The sequence below is a fragment of the Gilliamella sp. B2889 genome, assembly GCF_026536885.1.
Classification (GTDB): domain Bacteria; phylum Pseudomonadota; class Gammaproteobacteria; order Enterobacterales; family Orbaceae; genus Gilliamella; species Gilliamella apicola_E.
In genome coordinates this window covers 599,738-616,809 of record NZ_JAFNNF010000001.1, presented here as the reverse complement: position 1 = coordinate 616,809, position 17,072 = coordinate 599,738, and the positions used below count along the sequence as shown (strand labels likewise).

15 protein-coding genes and 1 pseudogene are annotated in these 17,072 nt (G+C 33.2%); 12 read left to right on the top strand and 4 right to left on the bottom strand.

Annotated features, from left to right (window positions below; genetic code table 11):
* Positions 1–546: 546 nt before the first annotated feature.
* The 11 genes and pseudogenes from J3U09_RS02805 to celB all read left to right on the top strand — a co-directional run bounded on the left by J3U09_RS02805 (position 547) and on the right by celB (position 14,863).
* A complete protein-coding gene (locus J3U09_RS02805) occupies positions 547–4,926 on the top strand; it encodes an autotransporter outer membrane beta-barrel domain-containing protein (RefSeq protein WP_267357052.1) in 4,380 nt (1,459 codons plus the stop codon).
* A 204-nt stretch (positions 4,927–5,130) separates the two neighbouring features.
* Complete coding sequence (gene sstT / locus J3U09_RS02800) at positions 5,131–6,363, top strand: serine/threonine transporter SstT (protein WP_267357050.1); 1,233 nt, start codon at positions 5,131–5,133, stop codon at positions 6,361–6,363.
* 157 nt (positions 6,364–6,520) lie between these two features.
* Positions 6,521–7,516 carry an MDR family oxidoreductase gene (locus J3U09_RS02795; RefSeq protein WP_267357048.1) on the top strand — a complete coding sequence of 332 codons (996 nt, stop codon included), beginning with the start codon at positions 6,521–6,523 and terminating at the stop codon, positions 7,514–7,516.
* Positions 7,517–7,936: 420 nt separating this feature from the next.
* Positions 7,937–8,164 (top strand): ChaB family protein, encoded by a 228-nt coding sequence (locus J3U09_RS02790; protein ID WP_065563083.1) that lies wholly within the window; start codon positions 7,937–7,939, stop codon positions 8,162–8,164.
* A 122-nt stretch (positions 8,165–8,286) separates the two neighbouring features.
* Positions 8,287–8,559 (top strand): annotated as a pseudogene (locus J3U09_RS10960) (YciI family protein).
* Between the two features lie 176 nt (positions 8,560–8,735).
* Entirely contained in the window at positions 8,736–10,166 is a 1,431-nt protein-coding gene (locus J3U09_RS02780; protein WP_267357047.1) for a 6-phospho-beta-glucosidase, read from the top strand.
* Positions 10,167–10,191: 25 nt separating this feature from the next.
* Positions 10,192–10,509 carry a PTS cellobiose transporter subunit IIB gene (locus J3U09_RS02775; protein ID WP_065563107.1) on the top strand — a complete coding sequence of 106 codons (318 nt, stop codon included), beginning with the start codon at positions 10,192–10,194 and terminating at the stop codon, positions 10,507–10,509.
* A gap of 133 nt (positions 10,510–10,642) precedes the next feature.
* A complete protein-coding gene (locus J3U09_RS02770) occupies positions 10,643–12,646 on the top strand; it encodes a BglG family transcription antiterminator (RefSeq protein WP_267357045.1) in 2,004 nt (667 codons plus the stop codon).
* A gap of 2 nt (positions 12,647–12,648) precedes the next feature.
* The gene (locus J3U09_RS02765; RefSeq protein ID WP_065563080.1) at positions 12,649–12,990 is read left to right on the top strand and encodes a PTS cellobiose transporter subunit IIA; all 342 of its coding nucleotides are present in this window, start codon (positions 12,649–12,651) and stop codon (positions 12,988–12,990) included.
* 11 nt (positions 12,991–13,001) lie between these two features.
* Positions 13,002–13,499, top strand: coding sequence for a hypothetical protein (locus J3U09_RS02760; protein WP_267357043.1), 498 nt, complete (start codon positions 13,002–13,004; stop codon positions 13,497–13,499).
* Between the two features lie 14 nt (positions 13,500–13,513).
* Positions 13,514–14,863, top strand: a complete 1,350-nt coding sequence (gene celB / locus J3U09_RS02755) for a PTS cellobiose transporter subunit IIC (protein WP_267337484.1) — start codon at positions 13,514–13,516, stop codon at positions 14,861–14,863.
* A gap of 117 nt (positions 14,864–14,980) precedes the next feature.
* Here celB and rplI read toward each other — a convergent pair whose 3' ends face one another.
* From rplI to rpsF, 4 genes are read right to left on the bottom strand one after another with little or no spacing between them, the layout of a single operon-like run.
* The gene (gene rplI / locus J3U09_RS02750) at positions 14,981–15,430 is read right to left on the bottom strand and encodes a 50S ribosomal protein L9 (protein ID WP_065563077.1); all 450 of its coding nucleotides are present in this window, start codon (positions 15,428–15,430) and stop codon (positions 14,981–14,983) included.
* Positions 15,431–15,452: 22 nt separating this feature from the next.
* Positions 15,453–15,680 (bottom strand): 30S ribosomal protein S18, encoded by a 228-nt coding sequence (rpsR, locus tag J3U09_RS02745; RefSeq protein WP_025314965.1) that lies wholly within the window; start codon positions 15,678–15,680, stop codon positions 15,453–15,455.
* A gap of 4 nt (positions 15,681–15,684) precedes the next feature.
* Positions 15,685–15,996 carry a primosomal replication protein N gene (gene priB / locus J3U09_RS02740; protein WP_065563076.1) on the bottom strand — a complete coding sequence of 104 codons (312 nt, stop codon included), beginning with the start codon at positions 15,994–15,996 and terminating at the stop codon, positions 15,685–15,687.
* Positions 15,980–16,363 carry a 30S ribosomal protein S6 gene (gene rpsF / locus J3U09_RS02735; RefSeq protein WP_034882519.1) on the bottom strand — a complete coding sequence of 128 codons (384 nt, stop codon included), beginning with the start codon at positions 16,361–16,363 and terminating at the stop codon, positions 15,980–15,982. The genes priB and rpsF overlap by 17 nt, the downstream gene beginning before the upstream one ends.
* A gap of 358 nt (positions 16,364–16,721) precedes the next feature.
* Between rpsF and J3U09_RS02730 the strand changes: the two genes are divergently transcribed.
* Positions 16,722–17,069 (top strand): HIT domain-containing protein, encoded by a 348-nt coding sequence (locus J3U09_RS02730; protein WP_267357041.1) that lies wholly within the window; start codon positions 16,722–16,724, stop codon positions 17,067–17,069.
* Positions 17,070–17,072: the final 3 nt, after the last annotated feature.

Sequence of the window (17,072 nt, the reverse complement as noted above, 5' to 3'; positions counted from 1 at the left end):
TGAAAAGTAATTAATATAACTTTTTAGTTTATAAAATTTTGATTATAAAAACGACCATTATGAGTGTGTTGATTTAGTAAAACCGAGATGAATAATTTTATTACTATAAATGATGTTATTGACTAATTTTTAACAATAATTTTCTATAATTGCTTTCGAATTAGAATATTGCTTAGCAGTTTTATAAGAAACTTTACATTATTATATGTAAATTTTTATAATTTTATTGTTGTTTTTAATGGTATATGGTACAACTAGCAATTGATAGTTCATTTTTTTGAAAGGTTAATTCCTTAATATTTCTGAACTATCAATACTTTTCTTTTTTCCATCTTAAATATTTAAAAATGATTTTGAGCTTTGTTTTTCAATAAAGTAATAATTGTTTTATCTATCAACATGTTATCCAAGTTATTTAAAAAATAAATCCAGTATTTATTTTGAAATGTAAGGATCACATTATTCAAGAGTTTCATTAATTAAGTTTTTCATGTTTTTAAATTAAAAATTGGATTATAACCAATAAAAGATTTAGTGAGATAAAATATGAATAAAATAAATAAGTTAATTTTGAATTCACAATATGCTGTTAGTAATTCAAGGAAAGGAAAATTTAAAGGTAAAGCATCTCTAATCAAATTTATTACTACAACGAGCATAACTTTAGCAATGACAAATCCAAGCTTTGCTCAGTGTATTACTAGCGATCCAAATAATCAGGCTTGTACCGGTGATGTAAATAATCCCAACGGTAATGGGTATGAAAATACAAATTCTTCTGATATTTTCTCATTTGTCCAATCTGATGGATCCATTACAGGTAGTAAAAATGGGGTAGAAATTAATTACCATGGCAATGGTATTTTGAGCATCAATACATTAGCGAAAGTTTTTGGTAACGGAGGGGATGGAATTAATACTCAAAATAGTAGCAATTCACAAGATATCAAAATAACACAATTAGTGAGTGGTGAAACGAGAGGGAGTAAATCGGGCATAGAGGCTACTAATAATGGTAAAGGTTTAACCATTATTAATACAGCTGGAATAATCTCTGGTAATCAGGATAACGGTATATCAGTGCTCAATGGGACTCAATCTACCGATTTAACTATTAATCAATCAAGAGGCAGTATTGAAGGGCATAATCGTGGAATAAGTGCTGAAAATCAAGGTAATGGTATCTCTGAAATCATTGTTTCCGGTAATGTGAATGGATTGAGTAGTGAAGGTATATTTGTAAAAAATAGCACTAATAGCAAGAATATTACAATTAATCAATATGATGGTAGTACGGTTAGTGGGCAAAGTTATGGTTTGGCTGCTTATAATAATGGTAAGGAACAAACTGATATCACCATTGCTGGTTATGTTGAAGGTCGTAATAATGATGCAATTTATTCAGAGTCGTCAAGTACAACATCAGATGTCTTTTTAACGCAAATGGCTGATTCTCAAATTAAAGGTCATAATAACGGTATTAATATTCTTAATAATGGTAATGGATTTAGTGATTTAATCATTTCTGGTTCGGTAACAGGTGAGCAAATTGATGGTATTGTTGCTAAAAATCTTTCAGATACATCAACTGCTATGTCTTTGAGACAGTTAGGCGGTAGTATTTATGGTCATGTGAATGGTGTGAATTTATTGAATAATGGTAATGGTGATACCACTATCTCAACTAAAAATAATATTCAGGGTGATCAACAAGATGGTATTGTAGTTGTAAATGGAACTAGTTCTAGTAATATAAAATTAAATCAGATATCAGGTACGATTAAAGGTCATAATAATGGCATAAATATCACTAATAATGGTAAAAAGTCGACGATCATTTCAACTTCTGGTGTTGTTGAAGGTGCTCAAAACGATGGAATTAGGGCAATCAATAACAATTCGACAACCTCTAATATGAGCGTTATTCAGTCAAATGGCACAATTCATGGAAATCTTAATGGCATAAATGTAACGAATAATGGACAGGGCTATACGTCAATTCAAACAGCTAAAAATATTATTGGTGATCAAAATGATGGTATTGTGGTTACTAACGGTAATACATCAAGTGATTTAACGATAATCCAATCAGCAGGTAGTATTGCTGGCAAACTTCGTGGCATTAATTTAACCAATAATGGAAAAGGGAATACAAATGTTAATCTTAGTGGCTCAGTAACAGGCGATATTAATGAAGGCGTTGTAGTTCAAAATGGTACACAATCAAGTCACTTAAATTTAATTCAGATAGCAGGAAAAATCAAAGGTTTATTAAATGCGGTTAATTTAGTTAACAATGGTGTCGGTTCAACAAGTGTCAAAACTTCAGGCGATTTAGAGAGTGTTCAACAACATGGTTTGTTCGTTTTAAATAATAGTACAGCCAATAATCTTAATATTGAACAATTTGGAGGTACGATTACAGGTAATTATAATGGACTTAATGTAACCAATAAAGGAAGTGGAACGACTGAAATAAAAATTGCAGGTAAGGTTTTTGGTAATAATTCTGATGGCATTTTTGTGCTTAATGATGTTGCGGCACAGAACTTAATTGTTTCTTTGAACGACTCAGGTTTTGTTAAGGGCCATAATAAAGGACTCAATTTAACAAATAAAGGAAATGGTGAAACAAAAATTCTCTTAAATGGCAACATTGAAGCTGATCAAGATGATGCTATTTATGCTATAAATGAAAATAATGCTACTAACTTGACTGTTCAACAATTAGCAACCAGTAGCCTTAATGGTTTAAGAAATGGCATAGAATTAGAGAATACAGGATCTGGTTCTACAACTATTACTACTTATGGAACGGTTAGTGGTGAACAACAAGCTGGTATAGTTATTAATAATCGTGGTACAAGCACTGATGTTAATGTTAAACAAAATTCTGGAACAATTTTTGGTAAAAATAATGGAATAACAATCAATAACAGTGGTACTGGCTCAACGGTTATTGATATCTATGATACGGTTTATGCGAATGGGACCGATGTAAACAATAATTTAGATGCGGGTATCTATACAACGGGTAAATCAGACACAACAACTAATATTAACCTTAATGATGGTGCTAATGTTTATTCTGTTCTTGGTACTGCAATAAGAAATGATGTGACCAATTCTATTGTTAATTTAAATAGTGGTTCTAAAGTAAGTGGTAAAATATTACTAGGAACAGGTGATGATACGCTTAATATCAATCAAGGCTCTGATATTTCAGATTTAACCATGATTGATGGTGGACGTAAAAATATTCGAGCTAGTTCATCGAATGAAATGGATGTTCTTAATTTTAGTACCCATCTAGTTGGATCTTCTGATTCAGTAGGTATTCGTGGTGATGTAGCGATTCTTAACTGGGAAAATATCAATGTTGGTTCAAACGGAAGGTTATCATTAACTGGTAACTTAAATACCGATAAGCTTACTCTAAATTCAAATGCTATTTTAGATTTTGTTCCAAGGATACATCAAGCTTCGGTAAGTGGCGATGTTTATAATAGTGGTACTATTGCGCTGAATAATAATTTTACTGGAGATCATCTAACTATAACCGGTAATTATATTGGTAATAATGGTCAGCTTTTGCTTGATACAGTATTGCAAGATAGTAGTAGCTCAACTGATAAGTTGTTTATTGGAGGGAATGCTTCCGGAAATACATTGGTTAAAATAACCAATATTGGTGGATTAGGTGCAGATACTGGCAAAACGAATGGTATTGAAATTGTCAATGTCAATGGTGTAAGTTCGAACGATGCATTTAATTTAGAAGGATCACATTTAGATGTGGGCGCTTATGAATACTATTTACATAAAGGCGATATTAATCAACAAAATAATAACTGGTACTTACGTTCTAGTAAACCTACTGAACCAACTAATCCAACGAATCCAACGAATCCAACAAACCCAACAAACCCAACAAACCCAGAGCAACCTGTTAATCCAGTGTCTCCGAATAAGGTTGCTTATCGTAAAGAAGTACCAATGTTTGCTGGGGTAGCGGCACAATTACGCCAGGCTGATTTAATTATGCAAGCAAATATGCATCAACGTATTGGTAATACTTTACTACCAGACTCAAAAATTAGTTGGGGACGAATAATCGCTGAGCGCACAGATATAAAACAAAATGGCATAGCTGATATACATAGCAAAGGGAATTATACTGGTTTCCAAATAGGTAGCGATATCTGGAAAGAAGAAGATAGCTATTGGCGTGTAGGTGGTTACTTCGGTTCTTTACATGGTAGTTTAGATGTTGATGGTTTTGCCAGTAGTATGAAAGGATATGTAGGAAAAAATCGCTCAAATAGTTATTTCTTAGGTCTCTATGGTAACTATATGGATGAGAATGGGGCTTACTTAGATTTGGTGTTCCAAGGGGGGCGTCATAAAGTAGACATTAAACCAAATTATAATAAAAATAGTAAACAAAAAGGAAGAGGATTAAGTGCTTCCGCGGAAGTCGGTAAACCATTTGATTTAAATTATTATGATTGGCGAATTGAACCTCAGTTTCAAATTATTCACCAATGGATAAATCTTAATAATAGTCATATAAGTGGTAATACCACCGTCAAACAAAGTTATGATGATTCATGGCTTTTCCGAGTGGGTGCTAGACTTGAAAATCATTTCCAGTCAGAGTTAGGAACGTTTCGTCCTTATACTCGTTTAAATTTATACTATTCGCCCGATGGTTCAGATCGTATAAGATTTGATTGTTCCAGAGCTTCAACTAAATTTAATAGTGGTGCTGGTTATACAAGCACGGAATTAGCTATCGGTGGTAGTTATGAATTTAATAATCAAGTTAGTGCTTATACTGAGATTGGTCATACTTGGTCCAATAGTGGAGATGCAAACGTTAAGTCGCCAATTAATGGCTCTTTAGGAATAAGAGCTAATTGGTAACACGAGTAATAAACTAAGTTGTTTATCTTCCTGACCGATACTTTTAATAGAAAGTATCGGTTTTTTTCTTTATTCATTTAAAATAATTAATCTTAATAATTAATCTAAGTCATATAAAAAATAGTTATCATAATAATTTTTTTATAGTTTTAAGATTTATTTATGGTAATGTTTTTGCATTGTTTTGCTATATAAGGAAGTTCCATGACTCATTCAACCAATCCTTTGGTGCGTTTTTATTTTAAAGTAGGGCTTATTCCTCAAATTGTTTTGGGTTTGCTCTTTGGTATAACATTAGCAGCAATTTCTCAAGAAGTTGCGTTAAATATGTCTTTTATTGGCTCGCTTTTTATTAATGCCTTAAAATCAGTCGCGCCAATTTTGGTACTTATTTTAGTTATTGCGTCAATATCTAATCACCAACGTGGTAAACGCGCTAATATGGGTAAACTTTTTGCCCTATATTTTTCGGGGATGATGTTGGCCGCTTTGTTAGCAACTATTGCTAGTTTCATCTTCCCTTCTGATATTTCATTAGGTGATGCTGCTGATCAGAGTAAATTAACACCTCCAGGTAGTATTATTGAAGTATTAAAAACTCTGCTAAATAAAATGATAGACAATCCAGTTAATGCGCTTGTTAATGCTAACTATATTGGGCTCATTGTTTGGGGAGTCGGAATTGGGATTGCATTAAGACACTCAAGTGAAACAACCAAAACGATGATGAGCGATCTTTCTTTAGCAATTTCATTCATTGTAAAAATCATTATTCGTTTTGCTCCATTAGGGGTTTTTGGTTTGGTTGCTTCAACACTTGCAGAAACAGGATTTGGTGAATTACTTAAGTATGCTCATCTATTAGTTGTATTAGTGTCTTGTATGTTAATTGTGGCATTGATTATTAATCCATTATTAGCTTATATTGTAATGTGTAAAAATCCGTATCCATTGGTTTTTACCTCATTAAAAGATAGTGCTATTCCTGCTTTCTTTACTCGTAGCTCAGCAGCAAATATTCCAGTTAATATCGAAATTTGTAAAAAATTAAAAATGGATGAAGATACTTATTCTGTCGCCGTACCACTGGGCGCAGCAATTAATATGTCAGGAGCGGCAATTACTATCACTATTTTAACGTTAGCTACCGTAAATTCTTTGCATATAGACGTTGATATTCTTTCTGCAGTATTACTTTGTATTGTGACGAGTATATGTGCTTGTGGTGCATCAGGAATCGCAGGTGGTTCATTACTGCTTATTCCTGTCGCTTGTAGTATGTTTGGAATACCTAACGAAATTTCAGCTAAAGTCATTGGTATCGGTATAGCTATTGGTGTTATTCAAGATTCGGTTGAAACTGCGCTCAATTCATCAAGTGATGTTGTATTTATTGGTGCAGTATCAGAAAAAGTAAATCGTGGAAAAACTAGATAATGATATCTTAATCTTAAGTTAACCAATATTTATTATTAAGCCTGATAACTATCAGGCTTTTAAATTAATTGGATAGTGCTTTTACTCATCAAATTATTGCATTTGGTTATTTGACTATTTATTATGATTTTATTGCTGTAGGTATTAAGGAATTATCATGTCATTCAACGCCATTATTTTAGAAAAAGTTGAGATTAATGGGTTTTCACATTCATTAAAAACCATCACTAAACAACAGTTGCTGCAACAACAGGGTGATACTCTAGTTCAAATTCACTATTCAAGCATCAATTATAAAGATGCATTAGCGTTAACTAATAAAAGTCCTGTTGTTAGGCAATGGCCTATGGTGCCGGGTATTGATGGTGTTGGTACAGTTATTGAATCTAGCAGTGATCGTTATCAAGCTGGGGATACTGTTATTTTAAATGGTTGGGGATGTGGTGAAACCCATTGGGGGTGTCTGGCGCAATATGCTTACTTAAAATCAGATTGGTTAATTCCATTACCCCAAAATATCACACCCTATCAATCGATGATTATTGGCACCGCTGGATATACTGCTGCATTGTGTGTAAAACGTATTGTTGATTTTGGGATAAAACCACAAAGCGGAACAGTACTGGTGACAGGGGCGAGTGGCGGAGTTGGCTCAGTTGCGGTAGCTTTATTAAGCAAATTGGGTTATCAAGTTACTGCATCAACAGGTAAATTAACTGACAAAGAATATTTAAACAAACTTGGTGCAAGCAATATTATTGATAGTAAACAGTTGAAAGAGGCTGGTAAACCTTTACAAAAAGAACAGTGGTCAGCCGTTGTCGATGTGGTTGGTTCTCATACCTTAGCTAATGTATGTGCCCAAACTCAGTATGGTGGCATTGTAGCTTGTTGTGGGCTAGCACAAGGAATGGATTTCCCGGCAACTGTCGCACCTTTTATTTTGCGCGGGGTAACATTGGCAGGTATCGACAGCGTAATAGCAAGTTATGATAATCGTATTGCCGCATGGAACTTATTAGCTCAGTATTTAGATGATAAAATTTTGGCTCATATAGGCAATACTATTTGTTTAGATGAGTGTGTTGATATTGCGCAGAACATGATAGCAGGACAAACAAAAGGTCGTTTTGTGGTAGATGTGAACAAATAAAATAACTTTATATTGAATTTAATACAGATTTTTGTTGTGTTATTGAACGCAATTCATTTTTTATTTAGATTTGTTGGTTTTCTATGATTAGCAAAATCGTCACCTATGCAAGTAGCTAAATTATTTACTGTCAAGTAGTTAGCTACTTTGCATGTGTTGGTCATTTTCAACTATTCAATTGGATAGTTTTGTTAATTACACTAAAGGTTAGCTATTTGGATCTTATTTTTAGCCAAAATACCGCAATGGTGAGCTAGCTGATAAAAGAAAAAATAGGGTGATTAATCAAAGCAAATTAAAACTTGTATTCTTGCCAAAAAGAGACTAAATTTTAAACGTATTTTGATTTTGTAGCAGCTTAAACTTTTACCGTTTTTAAATTTTCATTCATGTATGATTAATTTATTGAGGAAATGTTATATGCCATATCAAACACGAGATGATTTACCCGAATCTGTACGCCATGTTTTACCCGAACATGCTCAAGATATTTTTAAAGAAGCTTTTAACAATGCCATAAAAGAGTACCAAGATCCCAAAAAAAGACGAGATAAAAGTTCGCCAGAGCAAATCGCATTTAGAGTGGCGTGGTCAGCTGTAGAAAAGGTTTACCGCAAAAATGAAAATGGTCAATGGGAACGCAAGTAAAAACTCAATACTATAAATGCTATCAAGTCCACAACTAAGTTATTATAGATATGGGTTTATTATCAATATGTATAGTCAATAAAAACTAGCTATTAAGCTGGTTTTTTATATGGAGAATTATTATGTTTATATTCACCCTAACTTATATTAAACCCATTAGTGAAGTTGAAAAATTTTTACAGCAGCATATCGATTACCTTGAAGATAATTATCGATAGGGACATTTTATTGCTTCAGGCCGAAAAGTGCCACGTACTGGCGGTGTGATACTTTGTCGTGCTGAGAATAAAGAACAAGCATTAACTATAATCCAAAAAGATCCGTTTTATATTCAGCAAATTGCCCAGTACGATATTATCGAATTTGTACCGTCCAAATATGCCGCTGGTTTTTAACAATTTATTTAGTTAATGATCACGGTAAGCGCAATTTAATTTTTTTAATCATCACGTTTTTACATCTATTTTCTTTGCGTATATTTTCCTGATCAATACGGAAAAAGTTGGTTAGTAATTCAAATTTTTTCCTTTTATACTGTATTTAATCTCTCATTTAATACAGGTATTTGATCATGAATAATAAAGGTTTACCAAAAGGTTTTTTATGGGGAGGCGCTGTTGCTGCTCATCAATTAGAGGGTGCTTGGCAAGCTGGTGGTAAGGGTCCTAGTGTTGCCGATGTGATGACTGTTGGATCGCCTAAAAGTTATCGAAAAATTACCGAAGGAATCATTCCTGGCGAGTATTATCCTAATCACGAGGCTATCGACTTTTATCATCATTATAAAGATGATATTAAACTCTTCGCTGAAATGGGGTTTAAATGTTTTCGAACTTCGATTGCTTGGACTCGAATCTTCCCGAAAGGTGATGAGCTTGCACCAAATGAAGAAGGGTTGAAGTTTTATGATGGTCTTTTCGATGAATGTTTAAAATATAATATTGAGCCGGTTGTTACCCTTTCGCACTTTGAATTACCTTATTATCTAGTTACCGAATATGGTGGCTTCCGTAATCGTAAATTAATTGATTTCTTTGTTCGCTTTGCTGAGGTCTGTTTTGATCGTTATAAAAATAAAGTGAAATATTGGATGACCTTTAATGAGATCAATAACCAAGCTAATTTTAATGAGGATTTTGCGCCTTTCACTAACTCAGGTATTTATTACAAAGCAGGTGATAACAGAGAAGAAATCATGTATCTAGCTGCACATTATGAATTAGTTGCAAGCGCAAAAGCGGTGCAAATAGGTCATGCTATCAATCCTGATTTTCAAATTGGTTGTATGATTGCCGTTGTGCCAATCTATCCGGAAACCTGTAAACCAGGTGATATCTTAATGGCTCAAAAAGTCATGGAGCGTAAGTATTTCTTTACTGATGTTCATGTTCATGGTCAATATCCTAATCATATTATCAAATACTGGCAACGCAAAGGCTTTAAATTAGACGTGACAAGCCAAGATCTCGAAGTATTAGAAAACGGTACAGTTGATTACATTGGTTTTAGTTATTACATGTCTAATGCGATTAGAAAAAAATCAGATAACTATGAATATAACGAAAAAACCGATTTAATTGGTAATCAATACGTTAAAAAATCTGATTGGGGTTGGCAGATCGATCCGGAAGGTTTGCGCTACACATTAAATTGGCTAACTGATATGTATCATTTACCGCTTTTCATTGTGGAAAATGGATTTGGTGCATATGATAAAGTTGAAGCTGATGGGAGTATTCATGATAGTTATCGTATTGAATATCTTAGAGAACATATTAAACAAATGAAGTTAGCGGTTGAAGAAGATGGTGTAGATTTGATGGGATATACTCCATGGGGTTGTATTGATTTAGTGTCAGCTGGAACCGGTGAAATGGAAAAACGTTACGGCTTTATTTATGTTGATAAAGACAATAAAGGTAATGGAACCTTAAAACGTAGCCGTAAAGATTCATTTGCTTGGTATAAAAAAGTCATTGAGTCAAATGGTGAAACCTTATAACGATTTAAATTCATTAGGAGAAGTTATGAAAAAAGCGTTAATTATTTGTGCAGCTGGTATGTCATCATCGCTTATGGCCAAAAAGGTAACTGAATTTTTTGCTAGTAAAAATGTACCTATTGAACTTGATGCGGTATCTGCAACTGAAGGTAGTAATAAAATTAAAAATAGTGATTTTTCACTGTTTTTAATTAGTCCGCAAACAATGATGATGTTTGATAAATTAAAAGCATTAGGTGATGAAGTGGGTAAACCTGTTGTGAGTATTCCTTTTCAGGCTTATATTCCAATTCAATCTGGTATTGAACAACTAGCTAAATTAGTTGAGGACAATATTAATTAAATTTAGGCAAATCTGAGTTCTACCGTTCTTGATGCGATTGTTTAGTTTAATAATCGCATCATAGAAGTAGCTTATATTTTAATGACTTGATCTTTTAGGATAATTCTCATTAATAGTTAAGGTATAGTAGATAATGATAAAACAAAAACAACGAGAACTTATTAGTTTATTAATTCGTTCTAAAAATGGATTTAAAAGTAGTCAAGAACTCGCGGAGGAATTATCGTTATCAGATCGTACTGTACGTACCTATCTTAAAGATTTAAAAACATTAATAGAACGCAATGGCGGTAATATAGTTAGTAAACAAGGCTATGGTTTTCAACTTGAAATATTAGATCGAACTGTATTTAATTTATTTTTGATTGAATATCATTTATTAGATAAAAATATTGAGAAATCCCAATGCCGGGAGGCAAGTGAACGAAAGCACTATATCCTTAATTTATTATTACTTGAAAGCCAAAAAATTGATGTTGAAGCATTATCTGAACAGCTATTTATTAGCTCATCCCAATTGAATAAAGATATTGCGGAAATTAAGTCCCAATTACAACCTTATGAACTCACGCTTAAAAAAAGCCATTCTTTAATTTATGTTGATGGTGAAGAAAAAGCTAAACGTCATTTTATTATGAGTTACTTTTTTCATGAGGATTCAATCAATTTTTTACACCATTTATCCTATTTTAATCAAGCATGTGAAGCAATTAGCTTTGATACCTTAACTATCATTATTTTAGATGAGTGTCGTGAAGCGAATATCAAATTATCTGATGTAATGATTCAAAATATAGTCCTACATTTGTCGTTAAGTATTAAACGTTTGCAGTCGGGGCTTACAATCCAAAATCTTGATTTACTTGTTTCAGATGATTCAGCTATTGAATATCAAGTTGCTAATCGAATCATCGCTCGTATTGAATCGATAATTGGTTTTCATTTTCCTAAAGAAGAGCAGATGTACCTTACGCTACATTTGATGAGTAAATCAAATTTAATCCAAGACGATCTTGATGAAGAACTTGGTTCTTTATTAACTAATTTACTTTTAAAAATTGAACAAGAAACAGGCTATCCTTTTTGGCATGATGAACAGTTGAAAAATGGGTTAATTCAGCATTTAAAACCAATGCTTGTACGTTTAGCGCAGAATATAAAATTAGAAAATCCTCTAATAGATGAAATTAAAAGCCAATATGGTGAAGTTTTTGGGTTAGTTAAGCGTTACTTCAATCAATTACCCAATTTAAATAAATATAATGTTATTGATGATGAGTGGGGGTATTTAGCACTTCATTTTCTGGCATCACTGGAAAAATTAAAAAATGAACAGAAAGCTAAAGTATTAATTATCTGCGCAACGGGGCTTGGTAGTGCACAATTACTTAAAAATCGAGTAGAAAGTGAATTTGATGAGCGAGTAAAAATTATAGCAACACGTGGTTATTATGAAATAGAACAAGAGATGTTAAATGATATCGATTTTATTATTTCTTCTGTCGATTTATCATCCAAAGTATTTAAAGTACCAGTATTTCATGTTTCTGTATTTTTTTGTGAGGAAGATGTTCAAGCAATTCGTCGATATCTTTCTCATAGACAAGCCCCCAATTCATTACCCAAAAATTTCTTACCAATTGATGATAAAAAACAGAATCATTCAAAATATATAGCTCAAGTATTTGATGAAATTGCTGCTGATTATTTTTATTTGTGTCCCAATAAACCATCTAAACAAGCCCTGTTGGATCATTTGCTTGATTTATTATCTATCAATGAATCAAAGAACTTTAAGCAAGAGATGAAAAAACAGATGGAAAAAAGGATGGCGTTAGGTGAAATAATCTTTAGTCCAACCATAGTGGTTCCTCATCCAGCTATTCCAGTAGGTAAGATAGCCAAAATAGCGATTGCTGTTATTCCTCAAGGTGTGAGTTGGGATATAAATTATCAAGATGTTAAGTTTATTTTTATGATTTCTCCATCAATATACCAAAATTCCAACTTAGCTATGATGACCAAGGCGATTGTCAATTTAATTGATGATTTAGCTATGCAAGATGCAATGTTAAAAATTACCGATTTTAATCAATTCAAATCTTACTTTATCCAATTAATTGAAAAAGGAGCGTAGCAATGACTGACATAATGAGCTCGGAGGATATTCAAATTACTGCTTTCAATATTATTTTGCATAGTGGTAATGCCAAAACCAAAATTCACCTTGCATTTAAAGCGATGAGAGAGGCTAATTTCGAACAAGCAACTCAGTTACTTGAAGAAGCCAATCATGAGATTTTAGAAGCACATAAATCTCAAACTGAATTGCTTCAATCTTATGCAAGTGGCACTAAAATTGAGATGGAAATCATTATGGTTCATGCTCAAGATCATTTGATGACGACAATGACATTGAGAGAAATTGCTATTGAGATGTCCCATCTATATCAACAAACATATAAGTTATCAAATCAATAAAGAGGTTTGAGATGAATACACCACTAGAAAGCCAACTTAAATTACATAAAAAAGTTAGTTTGACTAACCTCTATTTTAATCGCTTTTTAGCGGTTCGTTATGCTACAGCATTTTTTTTGTTTATAAATCTCTATTGGGCAGTTTTTTTTATGGGAAGTTTATCTATAGCTATCGTGCTACCTATTATGCTCATAATACTTGCTACGCTAACCAGTTTTGAGCAAATTAAACTTTATCGAAATCATAAAAACCATCTACGCTATGCAAGTTTATTTTATCAAATAATGTTGATATCTATCATTGCGTTAATTGTTTCGATATTCACTCCATTATTTCACTTTTTCTTTCCATTCTTAAAAAATTCACAAGAGGCTATAAACATACTATTGGGAATAATGTTAACAAGTTTAGTTTTTACAATTCTTATATTAATAAAATTGAAAAAAATCGAACGTAATGAGGATAAACATTTTAAAAAAATTCAAGCTTATCAAGAAATCATTAATTAAATGAGGAAAACAAAATGAATACCGGATTTGTGTTGCTACAAAAATATCTAATGACTCCGATGGCTAAAATATCGCAGTTTAAGATTGTAAGGGCAGTAATGGCAGCGGGGATGGCATCAGTTCCTTTTTGTATCGTTGGGTCAATGTTTTTAGTGTTTAATACATTACCAATGACATTTACTGGATTAGAAACTCTTTTCCAAAATACCATTTTCAAAGTAAGCGATCTTTATATGATTGCGAACACAGCGACAATGGGAATATTGGCGCTTTATTTTAACATTGTAGTTGGTTATGAATTAACCAAAATTGAGGAAGAAGAAACCGGTTTAAAAGTGAATGCGCTTAATGGTGCTATGTTATCAGTATTTGCTTTTGTTATGACTTTACCGGAATTAGTTCTACAAAATGGTTCTATGGTATTACTTAGTGACCAAAGTGAAGTCTTCAATGGATTACGATTACAACCATTTGTTTTCCGATTAGGTACTTCGGGTATTTTTATTGCAATAGTAATGGCTATTGTGGCAACTCAACTTTATTTCCTCTGTGTACGTCGTAATTGGGTGGTTAAAATGCCTGAAACCGTTCCATTAGGTGTATCACGCTCATTTACTGCACTAATTCCAACCTTTGTTATTGCTTTTACAGTTATTATTTTAAACGGTATTTTAATTTTCTTTGGTACTGATATTTTCGATATTATTGGTGTTCCATTTACCTTTGTAACCAATTTGACTAAAAGCTGGCTTGGTATTATGGTAATTTTATTTTTAATTCATGCGCTTTGGGTTGTAGGTATTCATGGTGCAAGTATCATTGGTGCTTTTATAACACCAATAATGCTGGCTAATATGAATGAAAACGTTGGTGGTGCTCATATTCCATTTGCGGGAGAGTTTAACAATTCTTTGGTTATTTTAGGTGGTTCAGGTTCTACACTTCTTATGACATTCTTTATTGCTTTTTGTGCTAAGTCGAGTCAATTGAAAATTTTAGGTCGAGCCTCAGCGGTTCCTGCAATCTTTAATATCAATGAGCCAATTATTTTTGGTATGCCGATAGTTTATAACCCATATCTTGCCATACCATTTTTATTAGCGCCAATGGCTTGTGGTACTTTAGGTTATTTTGCTATAAGTAGTGGTTTTATGAATCCTATTATTGCGCTAGTGCCGTGGCCATCACCAATGGGATTAGGGGCATTTATTGGTACCGGTGGTGATTATCGTGCTATGTTTGTTGCGATACTTTCAGCAATATTAGCTTTGGTGATTTATTTGCCGTTTGTCAAAATGTATGACAATAAACTTTATAAAGAAGAACAAGTAAAATCAGAAACTGAAGTTCAAACTGAAGAATAAGTCACAAAATCGTTTAATGAATTATTCTTGTTAAGGTAGTAATAGATAGAAAAATAAATTGATATAATAAAAAACCCGTTATAGTAAACGGGTTTTTTTATTGCTATTATCTGATGATTATTCAGGAATAATCTCAACAATAATTTTAGCAAAAGCTTCGCTATGTACTTGGAATAACACTTCGTGTTCACCAGTAGTACGTAATACACCATTTGGCAGGCGAACTTCGCTTTTTGATACTTGAATACCACGAGCTTTAACTGCATCAGCGATATCACGAGTACCAATTGAACCGAATAGACGACCTTCATCACCCGCTTTAGAAGTAATAGTTACTTTACCTAATGCATTGATTTCAGATACGCGCTCTTCTGCGGCTTTTAACGTTTCTGCTAGTTTTGCTTCTAATTCAGCACGACGCGCTTCAAAGAATTCAATATTCTTTTTAGTCGCAGGTACTGCTTTACCTTGTGGAATTAAAAAGTTACGAGCATAACCCGCTTTAACATTAACTTGATCACCTAAGCTGCCTAAATTAGCAACTTTATCGAGTAGAATAATTTGCATTATATGTTCCCTCTGTTGCTAATTACTGATGGTTGTCAGTATATGGTAATAATGCCAAGTAACGAGCGCGTTTGATAGCGCGAGCTAATTGACGTTGATATTTTGCGCTAGTACCAGTGATACGGCTTGGTACAATTTTACCACTTTCTGTGATATAGCTTTTTAATAAAGAAACATCTTTATAATCAATTTCTTTAACGCCTTCTGCTGTAAAACGGCAGAATTTGCGACGACGGAAATAACGTGCCATTTGGCTATTCTCCTAATAGTTTAATTTGGTCAGCATGTAAAACTAATTGACTGGTTTTATCTCGTTTAGTATGTGTGCTGATAAAGCCACTTACTAATACTTTGCTGCCTTTTTTAATACTGTAACTTAACTCTTGTTGTCCACTGACAATAACTGGCATTGTGCACCATGCTTGTCTTGGGAATCCTGCTTCGATTTGTTCAGAAACGTGTTCTAAATAAAACTGGCAGTGTAAAATCCCACTGGGACTCATTTTTTTTATCGGGGTTTTGGTAACCAAGCCCGACAAAACTAAACGATTATTCTTCTGAATCATCGTCCATGTTTACATCGCTATAATCTTCTTCTGAACTACGACGTTCATCTTTAGCTTTTAGCATAGGTGATGTTTCAGTTACAGCGTGTTTTGTGCGCATAATTAAACTGCGAATTACTGCATCATTGAAACGGAAGTTATCTTCAAGTTCATTGACTGCTTCTTGAGTAGCTTCTACATTCATTAACACATAGTGTGCTTTATGCAGTTTTTCGATAGGATAGGCTAATTGGCGACGACCCCAATCTTCTAAACGATGGATTTTTCCACCATCAGTGGTTAATGTACCAGTATAACGTTCAATCATACCAGGTACTTGTTCACTTTGATCTGGGTGAACCATAAATACAATTTCGTAATGACGCATTATCGCTCCCTACGGATTAATCAGCTTTCTGTCGGGGCAACCGCAACCCATTGAAAGCAAGGAACATGAAAATTAAGCGGTTGAAATCGACGGCGCATTATATATCAAATTAATCTCTTTAACAAATGAATAAGTTATAAAAATACGATTTAGCTATTTACGAGCAAAATATAGTCTTAATCATCAAAAAAACGGCTACTAGCTCCCTCAAAAACCCCGTTCCTCAACTTTTTTTATCAAAATATGAAGCGTAAATATAAAAATGTAACGATATCTATACATTTTTGTCATTAAAGTATGCTATTCTTAACAGAATAAAAATTTAAAATTAATAGCTATTTTTTTAGGGAGTGTTTATATGGCTGAAGAAACCATTTTTAGTAAGATTATTCGCCGTGAAATTCCTTCTGATATTGTCTTTCAAGATGATAAAGTTACTGCATTTCGAGATATTTCGCCTCAAGCTCCTACACATATCTTAGTTATTCCCAATAAATTGATTCCAACCATAAATCATATAGAAGCGTCTGATGAAGCTTTGCTTGGTCATATGGTGGTAGTGGCAGCTAAAATTGCCAAGCAGGAAGGTATTGATGAAAGTGGTTACCGTTTAATTATGAATTGTAATAAGGATGCGGGACAAGAAGTCTTTCATATTCATATGCATTTATTGGGCGGTAAAAATTTAGGGCGATTAATAGGTTAACTT

Excerpts from the sequence above, each read along its gene's own strand:
- rplI (WP_065563077.1), bottom strand. The coding sequence starts at position 15,430 with ATGCAAATTATTCTACTCGATAAAGTTGCTAATTTAGGCAGCTTAGGT.
- priB (WP_065563076.1), bottom strand. The coding sequence starts at position 15,996 with ATGATTCAGAAGAATAATCGTTTAGTTTTGTCGGGCTTGGTTACCAAA.
- rpsF (WP_034882519.1), bottom strand. The coding sequence starts at position 16,363 with ATGCGTCATTACGAAATTGTATTTATGGTTCACCCAGATCAAAGTGAA.
- sstT (WP_267357050.1), top strand. The coding sequence starts at position 5,131 with ATGACTCATTCAACCAATCCTTTGGTGCGTTTTTATTTTAAAGTAGGG.
- J3U09_RS02775 (WP_065563107.1), top strand. The coding sequence starts at position 10,192 with ATGAAAAAAGCGTTAATTATTTGTGCAGCTGGTATGTCATCATCGCTT.
- J3U09_RS02760 (WP_267357043.1), top strand. The coding sequence starts at position 13,002 with ATGAATACACCACTAGAAAGCCAACTTAAATTACATAAAAAAGTTAGT.
- J3U09_RS02780 (WP_267357047.1), top strand. The coding sequence starts at position 8,736 with ATGAATAATAAAGGTTTACCAAAAGGTTTTTTATGGGGAGGCGCTGTT.
- J3U09_RS02765 (WP_065563080.1), top strand. The coding sequence starts at position 12,649 with ATGACTGACATAATGAGCTCGGAGGATATTCAAATTACTGCTTTCAAT.
- J3U09_RS02795 (WP_267357048.1), top strand. The coding sequence starts at position 6,521 with ATGTCATTCAACGCCATTATTTTAGAAAAAGTTGAGATTAATGGGTTT.
- rpsR (WP_025314965.1), bottom strand. The coding sequence starts at position 15,680 with ATGGCACGTTATTTCCGTCGTCGCAAATTCTGCCGTTTTACAGCAGAA.
- J3U09_RS02770 (WP_267357045.1), top strand. The coding sequence starts at position 10,643 with ATGATAAAACAAAAACAACGAGAACTTATTAGTTTATTAATTCGTTCT.
- J3U09_RS02790 (WP_065563083.1), top strand. The coding sequence starts at position 7,937 with ATGCCATATCAAACACGAGATGATTTACCCGAATCTGTACGCCATGTT.
- J3U09_RS02730 (WP_267357041.1), top strand. The coding sequence starts at position 16,722 with ATGGCTGAAGAAACCATTTTTAGTAAGATTATTCGCCGTGAAATTCCT.
- J3U09_RS02805 (WP_267357052.1), top strand. The coding sequence starts at position 547 with ATGAATAAAATAAATAAGTTAATTTTGAATTCACAATATGCTGTTAGT.
- celB (WP_267337484.1), top strand. The coding sequence starts at position 13,514 with ATGAATACCGGATTTGTGTTGCTACAAAAATATCTAATGACTCCGATG.